Annotated in this window: 17 protein-coding genes; 10 read left to right on the forward strand and 7 right to left on the reverse strand. The window is 56.2% G+C overall.

All coding sequences use genetic code 11. From position 1 onward, the window contains the following. Positions 1 to 79: 79 nt before the first annotated feature. The gene (locus tag ACJ8IL_RS01945; protein ID WP_025303092.1) at positions 80 to 1,357 is read left to right on the forward strand and encodes a glycoside hydrolase family 18 protein; all 1,278 of its coding nucleotides are present in this window, start codon (positions 80 to 82) and stop codon (positions 1,355 to 1,357) included. 42 nt (positions 1,358 to 1,399) lie between these two features. Here the strand turns inward: ACJ8IL_RS01945 and ACJ8IL_RS01950 are convergent, their stop codons facing one another. Next, on the reverse strand, positions 1,400 to 1,672 hold the full coding sequence (locus ACJ8IL_RS01950) for a YeaC family protein (protein ID WP_025303093.1): 273 nt from the start codon (positions 1,670 to 1,672) through the stop codon (positions 1,400 to 1,402). Between the two features lie 63 nt (positions 1,673 to 1,735). After that, positions 1,736 to 2,149: a peptide-methionine (R)-S-oxide reductase MsrB gene (gene msrB / locus ACJ8IL_RS01955; protein WP_442516314.1), complete on the reverse strand. Its 414-nt coding sequence runs from the start codon at positions 2,147 to 2,149 to the stop codon at positions 1,736 to 1,738. A 348-nt stretch (positions 2,150 to 2,497) separates the two neighbouring features. Between msrB and gapA the strand changes: the two genes are divergently transcribed. Next, on the forward strand, positions 2,498 to 3,493 hold the full coding sequence (gapA, locus tag ACJ8IL_RS01960) for a glyceraldehyde-3-phosphate dehydrogenase (protein ID WP_004932222.1): 996 nt from the start codon (positions 2,498 to 2,500) through the stop codon (positions 3,491 to 3,493). 83 nt (positions 3,494 to 3,576) lie between these two features. Then, positions 3,577 to 4,452, forward strand: coding sequence for a D-hexose-6-phosphate mutarotase (locus ACJ8IL_RS01965; RefSeq protein WP_442516315.1), 876 nt, complete (start codon positions 3,577 to 3,579; stop codon positions 4,450 to 4,452). Positions 4,453 to 4,546: 94 nt separating this feature from the next. Here the strand turns inward: ACJ8IL_RS01965 and ACJ8IL_RS01970 are convergent, their stop codons facing one another. Together ACJ8IL_RS01970 and ACJ8IL_RS01975 are read right to left on the reverse strand one after the other, a co-directional pair. Further along, positions 4,547 to 5,311, reverse strand: a complete 765-nt coding sequence (locus tag ACJ8IL_RS01970) for a MipA/OmpV family protein (protein ID WP_025303095.1) — start codon at positions 5,309 to 5,311, stop codon at positions 4,547 to 4,549. A 108-nt stretch (positions 5,312 to 5,419) separates the two neighbouring features. Beyond that, complete coding sequence (locus ACJ8IL_RS01975) at positions 5,420 to 5,695, reverse strand: hypothetical protein (RefSeq protein ID WP_173889450.1); 276 nt, start codon at positions 5,693 to 5,695, stop codon at positions 5,420 to 5,422. Between the two features lie 42 nt (positions 5,696 to 5,737). Between ACJ8IL_RS01975 and yeaG the strand changes: the two genes are divergently transcribed. The 3 genes from yeaG to ACJ8IL_RS01990 all read left to right on the forward strand — a co-directional run bounded on the left by yeaG (position 5,738) and on the right by ACJ8IL_RS01990 (position 9,639). Further along, positions 5,738 to 7,672 (forward strand): protein kinase YeaG, encoded by a 1,935-nt coding sequence (yeaG, locus tag ACJ8IL_RS01980; protein WP_025303096.1) that lies wholly within the window; start codon positions 5,738 to 5,740, stop codon positions 7,670 to 7,672. A gap of 132 nt (positions 7,673 to 7,804) precedes the next feature. After that, positions 7,805 to 9,073 carry a YeaH/YhbH family protein gene (locus tag ACJ8IL_RS01985; RefSeq protein WP_004932234.1) on the forward strand — a complete coding sequence of 423 codons (1,269 nt, stop codon included), beginning with the start codon at positions 7,805 to 7,807 and terminating at the stop codon, positions 9,071 to 9,073. A gap of 335 nt (positions 9,074 to 9,408) precedes the next feature. Continuing rightward, positions 9,409 to 9,639: a hypothetical protein gene (locus ACJ8IL_RS01990; protein WP_004932237.1), complete on the forward strand. Its 231-nt coding sequence runs from the start codon at positions 9,409 to 9,411 to the stop codon at positions 9,637 to 9,639. Between the two features lie 200 nt (positions 9,640 to 9,839). On the opposite strand, the gene ACJ8IL_RS01995 is transcribed toward ACJ8IL_RS01990, so the two are convergent. Then, positions 9,840 to 10,529, reverse strand: coding sequence for an alpha/beta hydrolase (locus ACJ8IL_RS01995; RefSeq protein WP_238969423.1), 690 nt, complete (start codon positions 10,527 to 10,529; stop codon positions 9,840 to 9,842). An 820-nt stretch (positions 10,530 to 11,349) separates the two neighbouring features. Here ACJ8IL_RS01995 and ACJ8IL_RS02000 point away from each other — a divergent pair. The 4 genes from ACJ8IL_RS02000 to ACJ8IL_RS02015 all read left to right on the forward strand — a co-directional run bounded on the left by ACJ8IL_RS02000 (position 11,350) and on the right by ACJ8IL_RS02015 (position 14,933). Beyond that, positions 11,350 to 11,526, forward strand: coding sequence for a GhoT/OrtT family toxin (locus ACJ8IL_RS02000; protein WP_025303098.1), 177 nt, complete (start codon positions 11,350 to 11,352; stop codon positions 11,524 to 11,526). Between the two features lie 785 nt (positions 11,527 to 12,311). Beyond that, positions 12,312 to 12,794 carry a hypothetical protein gene (locus tag ACJ8IL_RS02005; RefSeq protein ID WP_025303100.1) on the forward strand — a complete coding sequence of 161 codons (483 nt, stop codon included), beginning with the start codon at positions 12,312 to 12,314 and terminating at the stop codon, positions 12,792 to 12,794. A 307-nt stretch (positions 12,795 to 13,101) separates the two neighbouring features. Then, positions 13,102 to 13,656, forward strand: a complete 555-nt coding sequence (locus ACJ8IL_RS02010) for a 3'-5' exonuclease (RefSeq protein ID WP_038629407.1) — start codon at positions 13,102 to 13,104, stop codon at positions 13,654 to 13,656. Between the two features lie 83 nt (positions 13,657 to 13,739). Further along, the gene (locus ACJ8IL_RS02015) at positions 13,740 to 14,933 is read left to right on the forward strand and encodes a multidrug effflux MFS transporter (RefSeq protein WP_025303101.1); all 1,194 of its coding nucleotides are present in this window, start codon (positions 13,740 to 13,742) and stop codon (positions 14,931 to 14,933) included. Between the two features lie 8 nt (positions 14,934 to 14,941). Here the strand turns inward: ACJ8IL_RS02015 and dadX are convergent, their stop codons facing one another. Continuing rightward, positions 14,942 to 16,015, reverse strand: a complete 1,074-nt coding sequence (dadX, locus tag ACJ8IL_RS02020) for a catabolic alanine racemase DadX (protein WP_197769170.1) — start codon at positions 16,013 to 16,015, stop codon at positions 14,942 to 14,944. Positions 16,016 to 16,091: 76 nt separating this feature from the next. Then, positions 16,092 to 17,396, reverse strand: a complete 1,305-nt coding sequence (locus ACJ8IL_RS02025) for a D-amino acid dehydrogenase (protein WP_049295776.1) — start codon at positions 17,394 to 17,396, stop codon at positions 16,092 to 16,094. Between the last annotated feature and the right edge of the window lie 85 nt (positions 17,397 to 17,481).

A 17,481-nucleotide genomic window follows, 5' to 3' on the forward strand; every position in this document is an offset into this window, starting at 1 on the left:
TCCGGGGCCCACTGAGCCCGGCTTTATTGTGCCCGCCCCTGGCGGTACGGTCGGCCTTGCCGACCACAAGGAGACTGACATGAAAATAACCCGAAAACTGCTGCCTTTGCTGGCGGCGGTGCAATTGGCTATGGCTGGCGCAAGCACGGCCCAGGCGGCCTATCTCTCCGTCGGCTACTTCAACGGCGGCGGCGACGTCACCGCCGGCCCCGGTGGCGATATCGATAAGCTGGACGTCACGCAAATCACCCACCTCAACTATTCGTTCGGCCTGATCTACAACGGCGAGAAAGACGAAACCAATGCGGCGCTGAAAGACCCCGCTCGCCGCCACCAGATCTACCTGTCGCCGAAAGTCACGGCCGATCTGCAACGGCTGCCGGTGCTGCGCAAACAGAACCCCGAGCTGAAAGTGCTGCTGTCGGTCGGTGGCTGGGGCGCACGCGGTTTCTCCGCCGCCGCCGCTACCGCGGAAAACCGGGCGATATTCATTCGCTCCGCGCTGCAGGTGATCGCACAGTACCGGCTGGATGGGATCGATCTGGACTGGGAATACCCGGTGAACGGCGCCTGGGGGCTGGTGGAAAGCCAACCGGCGGATCGCGATAACTTCACCCTGCTGCTGAAAGAGCTTCACCAAGCGCTGGGGCAAGGCAAGCTGTTAACCATCGCCGTCGGGGCCAACGTCAAAAGCCCACAGGAATGGGTCGATGTGAAAAGCATTGCCCCTTACCTCGACTACATCAATCTGATGACTTACGACATGGCTTACGGCACACAGTACTTCAATGCCAACCTGTACGATTCAACGCGTTGGCCAACCGTGGCGGCCGCCGACCGCTACAGCGCCGATTTCGTGGTAAAGCATTATCTGGCTGCCGGACTGAAACCGGCACAGATGAACCTGGGCATCGGTTTCTACGGCCGGGTGCCGAAACGGGCGACCGAGGCGGGCATCGACTGGGACAAACCGGACGCCGCCAAGCATCCGGTGACGCAGCCTGACTTCAGCGCGCGCGAAACCGCCCTGTTCAACGCGCTGGGGCTGGATCTCAGCAAAGACACTTACTTTAAATACCACGATATCGTCAGCAAATTGCTCAACGATCCGCAGCATCGTTTTCGCGAACACTGGGATGACGACGCCAAAGTGCCATACTTGACGCTGCAATCCGCCGAAGGCAAGCCGCTGTTTGCCATCTCCTACGAGAACCCGCGTTCGGTGGCCATCAAGGCCGAATACATCAAAAGCCAGGGATTAGGCGGTGCGATGTTCTGGGAATACGGCGCGGACGACAACAACCGGCTGGCACAGCAGCTGGCGGAATCGTTGGGGATTAAGGGCGAAAAACGGTGAGTCGACGGGGCGATGGCGACATCGCCCCGCTTTAGGGTCGCGTTATTGCGGTTTGAGTTTAGCCAGCGGCTCGGCAACGAACTGCTGTTTCAGCTCTTGCTTGCTCTTCATCACAATCTGCCCGTCGGTGCCGATGCTCATGTGCTGCGGATCGACGTTGTGCATCGACTGCCACAGCATCACCGCCTGCAGGCTATTTTCTTTCTGCTCCGGCGTCAGCGCCACGCCGTCCGGCCATTTACCCAGCTCAACCGCCAGTACCAGGCGCTGGTATATCTCGGGCGTCATCGCCGCAATCAGATCTTTCACGTCCATCAGAGCCCTTCTCGCTTACGGATGAATAATTAGCTGAATCGATTTTGTTAGTTAAATTACCACTTAACCGGCCGTTTGGTCGCCATTTTCGCCATCGGTGAAACTCAGCGAGGCGGAGTTGACGCAGTAGCGGTCGCCTGTCGGCTGCGGGCCATCGGGGAAAACGTGCCCCAGGTGCGCGTCGCAGTGGCCGCAGCGGATTTCAACACGATGCATATTATGCGAATTATCATCAAGATAGCGGATTGCATCGGCGGAAACCGGCTCATAAAAACTCGGCCAACCGCAGCCGGAATCGTATTTGGTTTCGGAATAGAACAGCGGCTGGTTGCAGCACAGGCAATGGTACACGCCCTCGCGCTTGTTGTGCAGCAATTTGCCGCTGAACGGCGCTTCGGTACCATGCTGTTGCGTCACATAACGTTGGATTTCATTCAGTTCCGTGACCGGATGACCGGGGGTTGTCTCTTTAGCCATTTGTGCTTATCTCTGAATGTGGATAATGTCAACGAAAACAATGATTAATAATAACAAAAAATTAACACCGCTGCAGGAGTTTTTGGCCTAAACTGTAGCCCATAAAGGCTACGTCACGATGATATGTGATAGCGATCACACATCTTGCGTATGCTGACTTTATACTTGGCGGCTTGTCCCCATATAACGGATGAGGCCAAGCGCAAATGGACTGTGCAATAAGCGTGCAAAACCACCCTTCTGGTTTGACTTGCCGCAAGAATTGACACGATTCCGCTTGACGCTGGGTAAGGTTTTTGTAATTTTACAACCAACCTTTTATTCACTAACAAATAGCTGGTGGAATATATGACTATCAAAGTAGGTATCAACGGTTTTGGCCGTATCGGTCGCATTGTTTTCCGTGCTGCTCAAGAGCGTTCTGACATCGAGATCGTTGCAATCAACGACCTGTTGGACGCAGAGTACATGGCTTACATGCTGAAGTATGACTCTACTCACGGCCGTTTCAACGGTACGGTAGAAGTTAAAGACGGCCACCTGGTTGTTAACGGCAAAACCATCCGTGTTACCGCAGAGAAAGACCCGGCTAACCTGAAGTGGAACGAAGTAGGCGTTGACGTGGTTGCTGAAGCGACCGGTATCTTCCTGACCGACGAAACCGCGCGTAAACACATCACCGCCGGCGCTAAAAAAGTGGTTCTGACTGGCCCATCCAAAGATGCGACCCCAATGTTCGTGCGCGGCGCTAACTTTGACAAATATGCCGGCCAGGACATCGTGTCCAACGCCTCTTGCACCACCAACTGCCTGGCGCCACTGGCTAAAGTCATCAACGACAACTTCGGTATCGTTGAAGGCCTGATGACCACCGTTCACGCGACCACCGCTACTCAGAAAACCGTTGATGGCCCGTCCCACAAAGACTGGCGCGGCGGCCGCGGCGCATCCCAGAACATCATCCCTTCTTCTACCGGCGCAGCGAAAGCGGTTGGCGTGGTTCTGCCAGAGCTGAAAGGCAAACTGACCGGTATGGCGTTCCGCGTACCGACGCCTAACGTATCCGTTGTTGACCTGACCGTACGTCTGGAAAAAGCGGCTACCTACGAAGAAATCAAGAAAGCCATCAAAGACGCCGCTGAAGGTTCTATGAAAGGCGTTCTGGGCTACGTTGAAGACGACGTGGTTTCCACCGATTTCAACGGCGAAGTGCTGACTTCCGTGTTCGATGCCAAAGCCGGTATCGCACTGAACGACAACTTCGTGAAGCTGGTTTCCTGGTACGACAACGAAACCGGTTATTCCAACAAGGTTTTGGATCTGATCGCTCACATCTCCAAGTAATGGCATGATGTTAAGCTGATAATGAGGGCGACATTTTTGTCGCCCTTTTTTATTTGTCTCTCCGGCAAACAATAGGTCATGAAATGAACGAGAAAATTTTCACCCTGCCCGTTTCCGAACAGATTTCACCTTACATCAGCCAACGTCAGCTCGATGAGCTGGGCGTGGTGGTGGTCTCGCACCCGAAAGTGCGCGCGGCCGTCGCGCTGCAGGGCGCCCATTTGCTGGCCTGGCAGCCCAGCGGTGAGCAGCCGGTAATTTGGCTCAGCAACAATACCCCGTTTGCCAAAGGCAAGGCCATCCGCGGTGGGGTACCGATCTGCTGGCCGTGGTTCGGTCCAGTGGCGCAACCCTCCCACGGCTTTGCCCGTAACCAGCCCTGGAGCCTGACGGCGCACGATGAAGATGACAACGGCGTCATTCTGACCTTCACGCTGAAAGACAATGAGCAGACCCGAAAACTGTGGCCGCACGCCTTCACGCTGATTGCCCGCTTCAAACTGGGTGCAGAGTGCGAGATCGAACTGGAATCGCACGGCGATTATCAGGCCACGGCGGCGCTACATAGCTACTTCCAGGTCGGCGACATCGAACGGGTCAGCGTGGCGGGTCTGGGCGAGCCTTATATCGACAAGGTGGCGGGCGGTGCAGAGGCACGTCAGGCAGGTGAAGTGACCTTCGTCGGCCAAACCGACCGTGTCTATACTCGCCCGGAGGCCTTCAGCCAGATCCGCGATCCGGCGCTCGCACGCACCATCGAGATTCACCACCATCATATGAGCGACGTCATCGCCTGGAACCCCGGCGCAGAACTCTCCTGCAGCATGGGGGATATGCCGAACGACGGTTACAAGACCATGGTTTGTATCGAGACCGGGCGCGTCAGCAAACCGCTGATCGCCGCCGGCGAGCAACCCGCCCGTTTGGGAGTCACCTTCCGCAGCCGTAAAAAAGCCTGAGGGATCGTGCGCGGCAGCGCACTGCAGATGTGCAAAAGGGGCGCCTGCGCCCCTTTTTAATGCACGCCATGCACGATAATCGTGCAATGCGTGATTAGAAGGTGTAGCTCACACCCGTCATCAACAAACCGGTGTAGGATTTATCCACCATCGGACTGTCTTTTACTTCATCCGACAGCTTCACATAGCGGCCGACGAAGAAAGCGTTCCAGCTCTTGTTGATCTGGTAATTGGCGCTCAGCTCGAGATACGGTGCCCAGCTATCGCCTGGGGTGTAGCTATCCAGGCCGCTGCGGCGGGATTCATTGGCGCTGACGCCGTAGTAATATTTGTTCTGGTTCTTGCTGTTCCACATTACGCCCACGCCCGGGACCAGCGTCAATGCGTCCAGATCAAACTTGTACAGGTAAGCCACATCGCCCACCAGCCCGTTGCTGTTGTTCAGCGTGTCGCCGGTGAAAGTAGTACGGATAGTGCCCCACTCCGCGTTGTGCGAATAGGCCAGGCCGGCCATCAGCGTGCCGCGACGCTTGTCGAGGCGCTTCATGCGATCGTCGTCGCTGTCGCCCGGGCGGTAGCCCCATGGCGTGTAGTAACCCATGATGCTCAGCTGGTTTTCTTGATCTTTCCACAGGTAGTAACCGGCGGTCAGAGTACGGAAGTAGAAGTCATCACCTTCATAGTCGATGACGGGCACCGGATAAACGCGGTCCTGATAACCGCGATACGCGTCCGGGCTAACCAGCGCGGCAGCGCCAAGTGACCAGGTCCCCGCCTGAGCACTTTGCGCACAAACCATTGCGGAAGCGATAATTGCTAGCGTTTTGAGTTTTGAAATCTTCACTGGTTCTTTTTCCATAAATTACAGGGTTAATAGCCGCAATAGTTTATGTGAAAATTTAGTTGCGCGCCTAATCTTTACAATAGAAAACGACCAAGATCGAATAACTTATAGCGGAATTATGAATTAATCATGGCGGATCGATGACGTTTTATCCCGCAGGCCGCGCCAGACAAGGCATTTGGCTAACACGGTAATAACTGAGTCATTGATATGACTTAAAAAAAGCTTTTTCTGCGGCAGGAAATTTTCCGGCAAGCAAACTAAGCTTAAATCAGAAGGCGAATTTATCCTGGGCCCAGTGGCATACAGCGCAACTCGCGATAATAAGCGCACCAAGTTGGCATACGGGTTGCTGTACTCAGGCGTATTCTCATCTTCCGGGGGCCAGAACACTATCACACGCTCTCTTTAACCTGTGCTAATAACGAAAGGACGGGCATCATGAACATATTTGACCACTATCGCCAGCGCTACGAAGCTGCCAAGGACGAAGAGTTCACACTGCAGGAATTTCTTACCATTTGCCGGCAAGATCGCAGTGCCTATGCCAACGCGGCCGAACGTCTGCTGATGGCTATCGGTGAACCTGTGATGGTCGACACTGCGCTAGAATCACGCCTGTCGCGCCTGTTCTCCAATCGCGTGATCGCACGCTATCCGGCCTTCGAGGAATTCTATGGCATGGAAGAGGCCATCGAACAGATCGTCTCTTACCTGAAACACGCCGCGCAGGGCCTGGAAGAGAAGAAACAGATCCTTTACCTGCTGGGCCCGGTGGGCGGCGGTAAGTCCTCGCTGGCAGAACGTCTTAAGGCGTTGATGCAGCGCGTGCCCATCTACACCCTCAGCGCCAATGGCGAGCGCAGCCCGGTCAACGATCATCCGCTGTGCCTGTTCAACCCGCAGGAAGATGCCTCGATCCTGGAGAAAGAGTTCAACATCCCGAGTCGCTACCTCGGCACTATCATGTCGCCGTGGGCGGCGAAACGCCTGCATGAGTTCGGCGGCGACATCACCAAATTTAAAGTCGTGAAGGTGCGCCCTTCCATTCTGGAACAGATCGCCATCGCCAAAACCGAACCGGGCGATGAAAACAACCAGGACATCTCGGCGCTGGTCGGTAAAGTGGATATCCGTAAACTGGAGAACCACGCGCAGAACGATCCGGACGCCTACGGTTACTCCGGCGCCCTGTGCCGCGCCAACCAGGGGATTATGGAGTTCGTTGAGATGTTCAAAGCGCCGATCAAGGTGCTGCATCCGCTGCTGACCGCGACCCAGGAAGGCAACTACAACGGCACTGAAGGCATCTCCGCCCTGCCGTTCAGCGGCATTATTCTGGCGCACTCCAACGAATCCGAGTGGGTGACCTTCCGCAACAACAAGAACAACGAAGCGTTCCTCGACCGCGTGTACATCGTCAAAGTACCTTACTGCCTGCGCGTGTCTGAAGAGATCAAAATTTACGACAAGCTGCTGGATCACAGTGAGCTGACCCACGCGCCCTGCGCACCGGGCACCCTCGAAACATTGGCGCGGTTCAGCGTGCTGTCGCGGTTGAAAGAGCCGGAAAACTCGAGCATTTACTCGAAAATGCGCGTGTATGACGGCGAAAGTCTCAAGGATACCGATCCGAAAGCCAAGTCCTATCAGGAGTACCGCGACTACGCTGGGGTTGACGAAGGCATGAACGGCCTCTCCACCCGTTTCGCCTTTAAAATCCTCTCGCGGGTATTCAACTTCGATCACGCCGAGGTGGCGGCCAACCCGGTACACCTGTTCTATGTGCTGGAGCAGCAGATCGAACGCGAACAGTTCCCGCAGGATTTGGCCGAGAAATACCTGGAACACCTGAAAGGCTATCTGATCCCGAAATACGCCGAGTTTATCGGCAAAGAGATCCAGACCGCCTATCTGGAATCCTACTCGGAATACGGACAGAACATTTTTGACCGTTATGTGACCTACGCGGACTTCTGGATCCAGGATCAGGAGTATCGCGATCCCGATACCGGCCAGCTGTTCGATCGTGAGTCTTTGAACGCCGAACTGGAAAAAATTGAAAAACCGGCCGGTATCAGCAACCCGAAAGATTTCCGTAACGAAATCGTGAACTTCGTGCTGCGCGCTCGTGCCAACAACAACGGCCGCAATCCGAACTGGACCAGCTACGAGAAGCTGCGCACCGTGATCGAGAAAAAAATGTTCTCCAATACAGAAGAGCTGTTGCCGGTGATTTCGTTCAACGCCAAAACGTCGACGGACGAGCAGAAAAAACACGACGACTTCGTCGACCGCATGATGGAGAAAGGCTATACCCGCAAGCAGGTGCGCCTGCTGTGTGAATGGTATCTGCGGGTCAGAAAATCCTCATAATGCCTCAGGTAAGCGGCATTATCAGGGCCATGTCCACAGTCATGGACGTTGCAGCGCAGCCCACGGAGGGGCTGGCACATTGCGCTGCCGCGACCGGGACATGAAAAGTTGGCAACGTCGTTTGGGGGAAGTATGGCCTATTTCATTGACCGACGGCTGAACGGCAAAAACAAGAGCATGGTGAACCGCCAGCGCTTCTTGCGCCGTTACAAGTCGCAAATCAAACAGTCGATTGCCGAAGCCATCAACAAGCGTTCGGTCACCGACGTAGACAGCGGGGAGTCGGTCTCCATCCCCACTGACGATATCAACGAACCGATGTTTCATCAGGGGCGCGGCGGCACTCGCCATCGCGTTCACCCGGGCAATGACCACTTCGTGCAGAACGATCGCGTTGAGCGGCCTCAGGGCGGCGCAGGCGGTGGCGGCGGCCAAGGGAACGCCAGTCAGGACGGTGAGGGCCAGGATGAATTCGTCTTCCAGATATCCAAAGATGAGTATCTCGATCTTTTGTTCGAGGATCTCGCCCTGCCCAACTTGAAGAAGAATCAGTACAAGCAATTGACCGAGTTCAAAACCCATCGCGCCGGCTATACCGCCAACGGCGTGCCGGCCAACATCAGCGTCGTGCGTTCGCTGCAGAACTCGCTGGCGCGGCGTACCGCCATGACCGCCGGTAAAAGACGCGCGTTGCACGAGTTGGAAGACGCGCTGACCCAGTTGGAAAACACCGAACCCGTGCAATTGCTGGAAGAGGAGCGGCTGCGCAAAGAAATTGCCGAACTGCGCAAGAAAATCGAAAGCGTGCCGTTTATCGATACCTTCGACCTGCGCTACAAAAACTATGAGCGCCGGCCGGAGCCCTCGAGCCAGGCGGTGATGTTCTGCCTGATGGACGTGTCCGGTTCGATGGATCAGGCGACCAAAGACATGGCCAAGCGTTTTTACATTCTGCTTTATCTGTTCCTGAGCCGAACCTACAAAAACGTTGAGGTGGTCTATATTCGCCATCACACCCAGGCAAAAGAGGTGGATGAACAGGAGTTCTTCTATTCACAGGAAACCGGCGGCACCATCGTCTCCAGTGCGCTGAAGTTGATGAACGACGTCGTCGAAGAACGTTATGACCCGGCGCAATGGAATATCTACGCCGCGCAAGCCTCGGACGGCGACAACTGGGCCGACGATTCACCGCTGTGCCATGAACTGTTGGCGAAGAAGATCCTGCCGATGGTGCGTTATTATAGCTACATAGAGATCACTCGCCGCGCTCACCAAACGCTGTGGCGTGAATATGAGGATCTGCAGGCGAAGTTCGACAACTTCGCCATGCAGCATATCCGCGAACCGGACGATATCTATCCGGTATTCCGCGAACTGTTTCGCAAGCAGACCGTGTGAATAACATCGCGTGAATGTCACCACAGCCGGAAAACGCCGTTTTCCGGCTGTTTCTTTTCCGCATTATATTTACATCATCCGTGTTTGTTTTTTACACAATAACAATGTCAATAATAAGTCGCGTTCCCCAGAACGACCCTCTCTATTATTTGTTCTTCTGAGGTTATTCCTAAACATTCGCCTCCACGTCCACACGGCTTGATAGGAATATTCCCATTCAGTTATCGTTATCCCATCGCTTAAGACCTTTCCTAAGCGAAATTTGCCTCATTTTATTTTTCTATGGCTTCTCAGCCCGCTGCGGCGGGCATCTACCTGTCAGCAGGTTAAACATCATGATCGACTACACCCTCTATGGCCTCAACAAACACGACGTTGATGAATACCATAAGCAAATATGCTGCCTGCTCGGCAAAAACGTGCTTCTGGTGCTGACCGCCAACAAGCCGATAACCAAACAGAACCTGCTCGCCAGCCTTATCCAGGAGATAGAAAAACAGCCCGATGATTATTTTCAGAGGCTGCATCGTGCGGCAATAGAAATGATCGGGGTTAACGGGCGTTAAGGCGATATGCGTAAGGCAGACATCTACGCCATTATTGCCACCGCCGTCGTGCTGATGATGCTGTTAATCATTAATATCGATAGCGATATCAGCGTTTATCCTTAATGGGCCCCTATTACGCCGGCTCTTTAGCCCGGCGTAATAGGCAGCGGAGGAATAGTCTGTCACCTTTTATTCCGAAGAACCTTTCGGCTCTTGCTTTATTGCGAACCGGCCGCTTCGTCAATCAAACTCGCCACCTCCTCGGCGTGAGAGACCAGCGAGGCGTGGCTGGCATTGAGTACCATCACTTTCTTAGGCTGCAGCCGCTGCGCCATACGTCGCTGATTCTCCGGGGCTATCATGCGATCGTCGCTGGAGAGTTGATACCATGACGGTTTATGTTTCCAGGCAGGTTCACCGAGGGTGTTACCAAAGGTATCAGCCAGCGGAGCCTTCTGCGTCACCGCCATCACCAGCGCCTCGTCGGCGGTCAGATCCTGGCAAAAGCTTTCGTGAAACTTGTCGGTTTTGATCCACAGATAACCGTCGCTGTCCGGGGTCAAATTCTCGACTGCCGCAGGAGGATGCGCTTGCGTAATATCGCCGGCACTTTCACCGGCATCCGGCGCAAACGCGGCGATGTAGACCAGGCCAACCACGTTAGGCTGGTTGCCCATTTCCGTGATCACGGCACCACCGTAAGAGTGCCCTACCAACACTACCGGTCCCGCTTGCTGCGCGACCATCTTACGCGTACGTTCCGCATCCTCAGCCAACGAGGTCAACGGCATTTCTACCGCATGAATCGCCGAATAGCCCCTGCGCGACAACTCGATGATAACCTTACTCCAGTGCGCGGCGCCGCCCCAGAATCCATGTACCAGCACGATAGTGGGTTTTGTGCTCATTGCCGACTCCTCATCTCATAGGAAAGCGCCGTAGACAGATGAACGGCCCCCCTTAAGAGACACGCCTGGCTGCCTTCGACGTCACACAGTCCCTATTTTATATAGTCAGCCCCACAGCGTTCAGCAATAGCTACGACGAGTTAACGCCCCCTGCTTTTCCGGCGTCGCCACGGCCTATCGACGCGGCTTACGCCGCAATGCCAGAGAAAAAAACGGGATTAAAACTAGGATTTTTACCCATGGCGATCTAAAATTTCGCGCAAAAACAAAGAGAAGTAAATTTGACTCACGGGAAAAGGAATGAAGTTGTGAAGGAAATGATCTCCATCGTTTTTATGGCATGCCTGCTGGCGCTGCTGTTTTCGTGGCTGTTCGTCTACGGTCTTAACATTCATTAAACCTACAACGACAACAATCCCTCTTCCCGACTCGTCAGCGGCGCATCGTTACGATGCGCTAAAACCGACGCTTAAAGGGCTCGCGAACGGACAACGGCACTTCACCTCAGCCTTTTGCCGCAAATACATCATTAATCTTTATGAATTATAGACTCATCGCGTTTCCCCCCCTCACAGGCCCTTTTACTGCTCAGCGGAGTTCCTCCAAAACGATGGCTTGCCTGACGCAGAATGTTACCGGTAACTATGCTGTTGATTTCTTTTGGTAATAAACGTAAAGCCGTTAATAACCCCACGTTCTTTATAGAAATGAATTATGCGTCCTTATGAATAAAGGTTTGAATAAACGGCCTTTGGTCATTGATTATCCCCCGCCAAGCTCCTAGAATTCGCGCGTAAAAATACAATTGGGATCGGGTTTCATGTCGCCGCTGTGGGTTGCAACGCAATACTGTTATTTTATTGGTCTTTTAGTTTCTATGGTTTTCACCTACCTGGTTAGCCGGGACACCGTCAAAATTCGCTGTATCAGCGCAGTGACCATCGGGTTAACCTGGCCGTTGAGCCTGCCGGTCGTGTTGCTGTTTTCGCTGTTCTAACGCCCCCCATGCCGCGCGGTTGCTTTTAAGCAATCGTGTTAATGAAATGAGGCTGACCACCGACGTCGTGGTTTTGGGCGAGGGATAAAAAAACGCCAGCGCAAGGCTGGCATGAAAACTGGAAGCAATGTGAGCAATGTCGTGCCGGATCGGGGGGCACAGAAGGAGACAACCCTTTTCCCCTCACCGGCGAAACAAATGATAATACGTCTCATTATTGAATGTAAAGTCATTTCCCCACGCAACTTTTTCCCTTTGGAAAACTATCAGCCGCGCGGCGCTCGCCAGCGCTGATACAGTCGCCCTCCCCCCCACACCAGCAGCCAGAGCAAAACATTGAACCCCAACCATAGCATCAGCAAATAGAAGAAAGTCTGATAGCTGGGTATGCCCCGATCGGCCAAAAACGGGTTAAAGTGAAAAAATTTGACGATCGCGAACGGATTAAGATTGAAACGGTTGAACACGGCCGTCGTCAACAACGGTGGCAACAGTGTGTAAAATGTCAGGCTGAACAGCAGCAGGATTTTTGTGCCAGAAGTGTTTTTATAATCTCTCATATCAATGTATTACGTCTTCCATTGTGGCGGGAAAACCGCCAGACATTCGCACGCTAATCGACCCCGCAAGCGCCAAAGAGTTCCAGGTCAACGCGGAAATAAAGCCGTTCATGCGTTTAATTGTCATTTAGCGCACGGGTGATATATACCCAGTGGATTTAAAATTACGATGTCGCCGCGTCGTCTTCAACCGCAGCGTTTGCATGGCATCATCAGGAGGCATTAATGAAACCGGACGCACTCTCCCTGCCGCCGAACCCGAAAAAGCTCAAAGTCATCTACGGCTGGTATATTTACGTGATCTATATCCTGCTGGTTTTCAACATTTACATGGCGGTCTACAACGTCTGCGTTCGGCATCCGATCGAAGCCCCGCTACTGTCGCTTTTTCACAGCCTGTTCATCGCGTTGATGCTGCAGCAGGTACTCAGGAAGAACGTCGTTTTCGCCTGGATCTTGCTGAGCTATTTTATTCTGATGCGCCTCTATTACGCCAATGTGCTGCATGTCGAGTTCACGCTGGTGAGCCGCGGCCTGGTGCTGCTGATTCTGACGCTGCTGCTGACCGGCGGCGTGGCCGTCGGGCAGTTGGCCACGCCGCCGCAGCGACATGACTGGCTGGCGCGCCTGGGCTGGCGGCAATGGGGAGCGCTCATGGCGCTGGCGGCCATCCTGACCCCGTTGATTACCACCGACTATCTGGGGTAAACAGACTGCTACTTGGGGATATGAGGTTCGGAAATGTCTACGACGCGGCATATTTTAGTGAAGTTGCCCGCCTTCTCACAGATCTTGTCCGTGACGAACATGCTAAGGTAGCCCAGCAACAGCAAGTAGCCGACCATGCACAGAATAAAGATAAGCGTTCTCACCGATAACGACCAACCTGATAAGAGTATCCCGAGCATCATAACCTGAACGCGGCGCTTTAAAAGGATTTCATGTGCGCATCGGCCCGCATCGGCGCACGTTCTGTAGTAATATTAAGCCACCACGCCTACCACCGGAAACGCCGATGCACCATCTGATGTTAGACATTGAAACCCTGGACACAAAACCCAGCGCCGTCATTCTGGTGGTTGCGGCGGTGTTTTTCGATCCCCGAACCGGGGAACTGGGCGCCGAATTCGAAGCCGCCGTCAGTTGCCAGAAAGAGCAACCGGGCCGCACCATCAGCCTGGATACGGTTGCCTGGTGGGCGAAACAGTCCGACGAAGCGCGCAAACAGGCCTTCGGCGGCACCGAGAGCCTGAAACGCGTGTTGAGCAGCCTCAGCCGCTTTATCCATATGAACAGCACCGATACGGTGAAAGTCTGGGGCAACGGCAAAGAGTTCGACTGTGCGATCCTCGAACACGCCTTCCAGCAGCTGGAAATGCCCTGCCCGTGGAAATTCTGGGATACTCAGGACGTGCGCACGGTGATCACGTTGGCAGAACTTCACGGCTTTAACCCCAAAAAGACACGCCCGTTCGAAGGCATGCCGCACCGTGCGTTGGATGATGCTCGCCACCAGGCCCGTTACGTGGCCGATGCCGTCTCGGCGCTCTATTACCGCCAGGGGGCGTAGCGCTGACCCGCTTTGCCCCTTTTCATTTGTCGCCGGAGTCTCTACTCTAGCCCTCTTTGTCACTCGGACGTGCCTTTCCTGTTATGCAAAAGTTTCTGTTTATGCTTCTCAGCCTGGTGCTGCTCGGCCCATTAGGCATCGATCTTTACCTGCCGACCATTCCCGCCATTGCCGTCGGCCTGGGCAGCAGCGAAGCGCTGATCCAATCCACCATTTCACTGTTTATTCTGGTGCTCGGCCTCGGCCAGGTCATCGCCGGCCCGCTGGTGGATAACTATGGCCGCAAGCCGGTGGCGCTGGCCGGCATTATCCTCTACATGATCGGCGCCGCGATGGCGGCGCTGGCTACCAGCCCGACGCTTTTCATCGCTTCGCGTCTGCTGCAAGGGGTGGCGGTTTGCTGCACCGCCGTCGTCGCCTTCAGCGGCGTGCGCGACCGCCTGAATGGTGACGACGCTGCCCGCGCCTTCGGCTTTCTCAATGGCACGCTGAACATCATCCCCGCGCTGGCACCGCTGCTCGGCGGCCTGCTCGCCGAAGCCTTCGGCTGGCGAGCCCCTTTCTGGTTCCTGGTCGGTTATGCGCTGCTGGTGTTGGTGCTCATCGCGCTGCGCCTGCCGGAAACCCGCCCTGCCGACACCGTCCCGGTCAAGGGGCTGCCGGTACGCCAATATGCGCGCATCCTCAGCGAACGGCGTTTCCTTTCCTTTGCGGTAGTGAACTCCGGGGCGATGGGCATGGCGCTGACCTACGTTTCCCTGGCACCGAACGTGCTGATGGGCACCGCCGGCCTGACCCCGCTGCAATTTTCGCTGGTGTTCGGCGCCAACGGTTTCTGGATCATGCTGGTCAGCTTCTTCGCCAACCGCATCATCCACAAGGTAGGCCGTCCGGTTTGCCTGGCGACCGGCGGCATTTTGATGGGGCTGGGCTGTCTGGGGTTGCTGCTGGGCGTCATGCTGCTGCCCGCGGCGGCGCAAGCGCACTGGCTGGCGTATATGCTGCCGGTCGCCAGCGCCTGCGCCGGGTTGGCGTTCGTGATGGGTCCGGCCACCAGCTACGCGTTGGAGCCGTACTCCAATGAGGCAGGCGTCGCGTCCGCGCTGGTCGGTTTCGTACAGATGGCCGGCGGTGCCGCACTGGGGCTGGTGGCGATGGCGTTGCCGTTGCAGCCGAAGTTGTCGCTGGCATTGGTCATGCTGGCGGGCTGCCTGCTGGCGCTGCACGCACGGCGGCTCAGCAAGCAGATTAAAGGGCAGATAAAAAAAGTCGCCTGAGCCGCGGCTCAGGCTTCGGTGACGACCGGCACCCGCGCCGCTAACGCCGACAGCAGCTCATAACCCAACGTTCCTGCCGCCGTGGCCACCTCGTCCACCGGCAGGTGTTTCCCCCACAGCTCCACGTCGGCGCCCAATTCGACCTGTGGACAGGGCGTCAGATCCACCGCCAGCATATCCATCGACACCGTTCCCAGGGTGCGCGTCAGCACGCCGTCAACCCACACCGGCGTACCGGTCGGCGCATGACGCGGATAGCCGTCGGCGTAACCGCAGGCCACCACGCCGATACGCTGCGTGCCGGCGGCGCTGTAACGGCCGCCGTACCCCACGCGATCGCCAGACTTCAGTTGCTGAATGCCGATGATCTCGCTGCTCAGCGTCATCGCCGGCTGCAGCCCCGTCCCCGCAACATCATTCCAGCAACCGCTCGGCGAAGCGCCATAGAGAACAATCCCAGGGCGGACCCAACTGCCGTGGGTCGAAGGGTGCCACAGCGTGGCGGCCGAGTTGGCCAGGCAGCGCGGCAACGGTATATCGACTGCCGCTGCCTCGATAGTGGCCATCTGCTGGGCCACGCCTTCCGGGCCGTCGGCGGTGGCGAAATGGCTCATCAGCGTAAGCTCGCCGATATTGGCAACCGCCTGCGCCCTGCGCCACACCTCATGCAGCCGATCGGGTGCGAACCCCAACCGATTCATGCCGCTGTTCACTTTCAGATAGACATTGAGCGGCGCGTTCAGCGTGGCGTCGGCGATCGCCGACAGCTGCCAGTCGCTGTGCACCGCCGTCGTCAGGCGATAACGGTCGAGCAACGCCAGATCCTGCGGCTGGAAGAATCCCTCCAGCAGAAGAATCGGCCCTTGCCAACCCGACTCGCGCAGCAGCACCGCTTCGGCCAGATCCAGCATGGCGAAGCCGTCGGTTTGCGCCATGCTGCGCCAAACGTGTTTGATGCCGTGGCCATAGGCGTTGGCCTTGACCACCGCCCAAACTTTGGCGCCGGGAGCGAAACGGCGCACCACCTGCAGGTTATTTTCAATCGCGCCGAGATGCATCGTGGCGGTTATCGGACGGGGCATCGGTTCTCCTTGGGGCAGCGTACAGCGGCCACGCGCGCCTGCGCGTGGCCGGAAAAGTCTATGACAACGTCGACGATTAACGTGCGGGATGCACGTCGTTCAGCGGAACCGCGTGTTGCTGGCGAAACCCGGCGCTGTAACGCGCCACCGCCAGGTCATCGGAAGGGATCGCCGGCGTAATGCCGGACATCAGATCGGACAACAACTGCCCGGAGCCGCAGGCCATCGTCCAGCCCAACGTGCCATGCCCGGTATTGAGATACAGGTTCTTCAGCGAAGTGCGGCCGACAATTGGCGTGCCGTCCGGCGTCATCGGCCGCAGGCCGGTCCAGAACGTCGCCTCTTCCACTCTGCCGCCGTTCGGGTAGAGATCGCGCACCACCATCTCCAGCGTTTCGCGCCGTTTTTGCTCCAACTGGGTATTGAAACCGACGATCTCCGCCATGCCGCCGACGCGAATGCGCTGGTCAAAACGCGTGATGGCGATTTTATACGTCTCATCCAATACCGTAGAGAACGGCGCCGCCGCTTCGTCGGTGATAGGAATGGTCAACGAATAGCCCTTCAGCGGGTAAACCGGAATGGACACCAGGCCGCGCAGCAGCGCCGTGGAGTACGAGCCGAACGCCACCACATAGCTGTCGGCCTTAAACACTTCCTCGCCGCACTGGACGCCGGCGATCTTGTCGCCTTCAACCAGCAGACGATCGACGCCGCGGTTGAACAGGAAGGTTACGCCCGCCTGCTCTGCCATCTTCGCCAACTGTTGCGTAAACAGCTGGCAATCGCCGGTCTCGTCGTTCGGCAACTGCAGGCCGCCGGTCAGCTTGTGCGCCACCTGCGCCAACGCCGGCTCGACGCTACCGAGTTGGCCGGCTTCCAGCAATCGGTAAGGCACGCCGGCATCTTCCAATACCGCAATGTCTTTCGCGGCGTTTTCGAACTGTTGTTGAGTGCGGAACAGCTGCAGCGTGCCGCCCTGGCGACCTTCGTACTGGATACCGGTTTCCTGACGCAGCGCCTTGATACAATCGCGGCTGTATTCCGCCAGACGTACCATGCGGCCTTTGTTGGTCATGTAGTGTTCGGTGTTGCAGTTTTTCAGCATCTGCCACATCCAGTTCAGCTGGAAGCTGCTGCCATCGAGACGGATGGCCAGCGGCGCATGGCGCTGGAACATCCACTTGATGGCCTTAAGCGGCACACCCGGCGCCGCCCAGGGTGCGGCATAGCCCGGTGAGATCTGCCCAGCGTTCGCAGCGCTGGTTTCCAGTGCGGGGCCTGGCTGACGATCGATCACCGTCACCTCATGCCCCGCCTTCGCCAAATACCAGGCACTGGCTACGCCCACCACTCCACTACCTAAAATTACCACTCGCATCGCTGACTCCAGCCTAAGGCTTCACAAAGCATAATCTTCTGCTAACAGGAAATTAACTCAGTGAAAAAATCCGTCCAACAACTTC

It is taken from the genome of Serratia sp. CY47444, assembly GCF_052168635.1.
GTDB classification, from domain to species: domain Bacteria; phylum Pseudomonadota; class Gammaproteobacteria; order Enterobacterales; family Enterobacteriaceae; genus Serratia; species Serratia bockelmannii.

What these genes read in the sequence shown, in the direction of transcription:
- ACJ8IL_RS01945 (WP_025303092.1), top strand. Translation starts at nt 80, where the DNA reads ATGAAAATAACCCGAAAACTGCTGCCTTTGCTGGCGGCGGTGCAATTG.
- ACJ8IL_RS01950 (WP_025303093.1), bottom strand. Translation starts at nt 1,672, where the DNA reads ATGGACGTGAAAGATCTGATTGCGGCGATGACGCCCGAGATATACCAG.
- msrB (WP_442516314.1), bottom strand. Translation starts at nt 2,149, where the DNA reads ATGGCTAAAGAGACAACCCCCGGTCATCCGGTCACGGAACTGAATGAA.
- gapA (WP_004932222.1), top strand. Translation starts at nt 2,498, where the DNA reads ATGACTATCAAAGTAGGTATCAACGGTTTTGGCCGTATCGGTCGCATT.
- ACJ8IL_RS01965 (WP_442516315.1), top strand. Translation starts at nt 3,577, where the DNA reads ATGAACGAGAAAATTTTCACCCTGCCCGTTTCCGAACAGATTTCACCT.
- ACJ8IL_RS01970 (WP_025303095.1), bottom strand. Translation starts at nt 5,311, where the DNA reads ATGGAAAAAGAACCAGTGAAGATTTCAAAACTCAAAACGCTAGCAATT.
- yeaG (WP_025303096.1), top strand. Translation starts at nt 5,738, where the DNA reads ATGAACATATTTGACCACTATCGCCAGCGCTACGAAGCTGCCAAGGAC.
- ACJ8IL_RS01985 (WP_004932234.1), top strand. Translation starts at nt 7,805, where the DNA reads ATGGCCTATTTCATTGACCGACGGCTGAACGGCAAAAACAAGAGCATG.
- ACJ8IL_RS01990 (WP_004932237.1), top strand. Translation starts at nt 9,409, where the DNA reads ATGATCGACTACACCCTCTATGGCCTCAACAAACACGACGTTGATGAA.
- ACJ8IL_RS01995 (WP_238969423.1), bottom strand. Translation starts at nt 10,529, where the DNA reads ATGAGCACAAAACCCACTATCGTGCTGGTACATGGATTCTGGGGCGGC.
- ACJ8IL_RS02000 (WP_025303098.1), top strand. Translation starts at nt 11,350, where the DNA reads ATGTCGCCGCTGTGGGTTGCAACGCAATACTGTTATTTTATTGGTCTT.
- ACJ8IL_RS02005 (WP_025303100.1), top strand. Translation starts at nt 12,312, where the DNA reads ATGAAACCGGACGCACTCTCCCTGCCGCCGAACCCGAAAAAGCTCAAA.
- ACJ8IL_RS02010 (WP_038629407.1), top strand. Translation starts at nt 13,102, where the DNA reads ATGCACCATCTGATGTTAGACATTGAAACCCTGGACACAAAACCCAGC.
- ACJ8IL_RS02015 (WP_025303101.1), top strand. Translation starts at nt 13,740, where the DNA reads ATGCAAAAGTTTCTGTTTATGCTTCTCAGCCTGGTGCTGCTCGGCCCA.
- dadX (WP_197769170.1), bottom strand. Translation starts at nt 16,015, where the DNA reads ATGCCCCGTCCGATAACCGCCACGATGCATCTCGGCGCGATTGAAAAT.
- ACJ8IL_RS02025 (WP_049295776.1), bottom strand. Translation starts at nt 17,396, where the DNA reads ATGCGAGTGGTAATTTTAGGTAGTGGAGTGGTGGGCGTAGCCAGTGCC.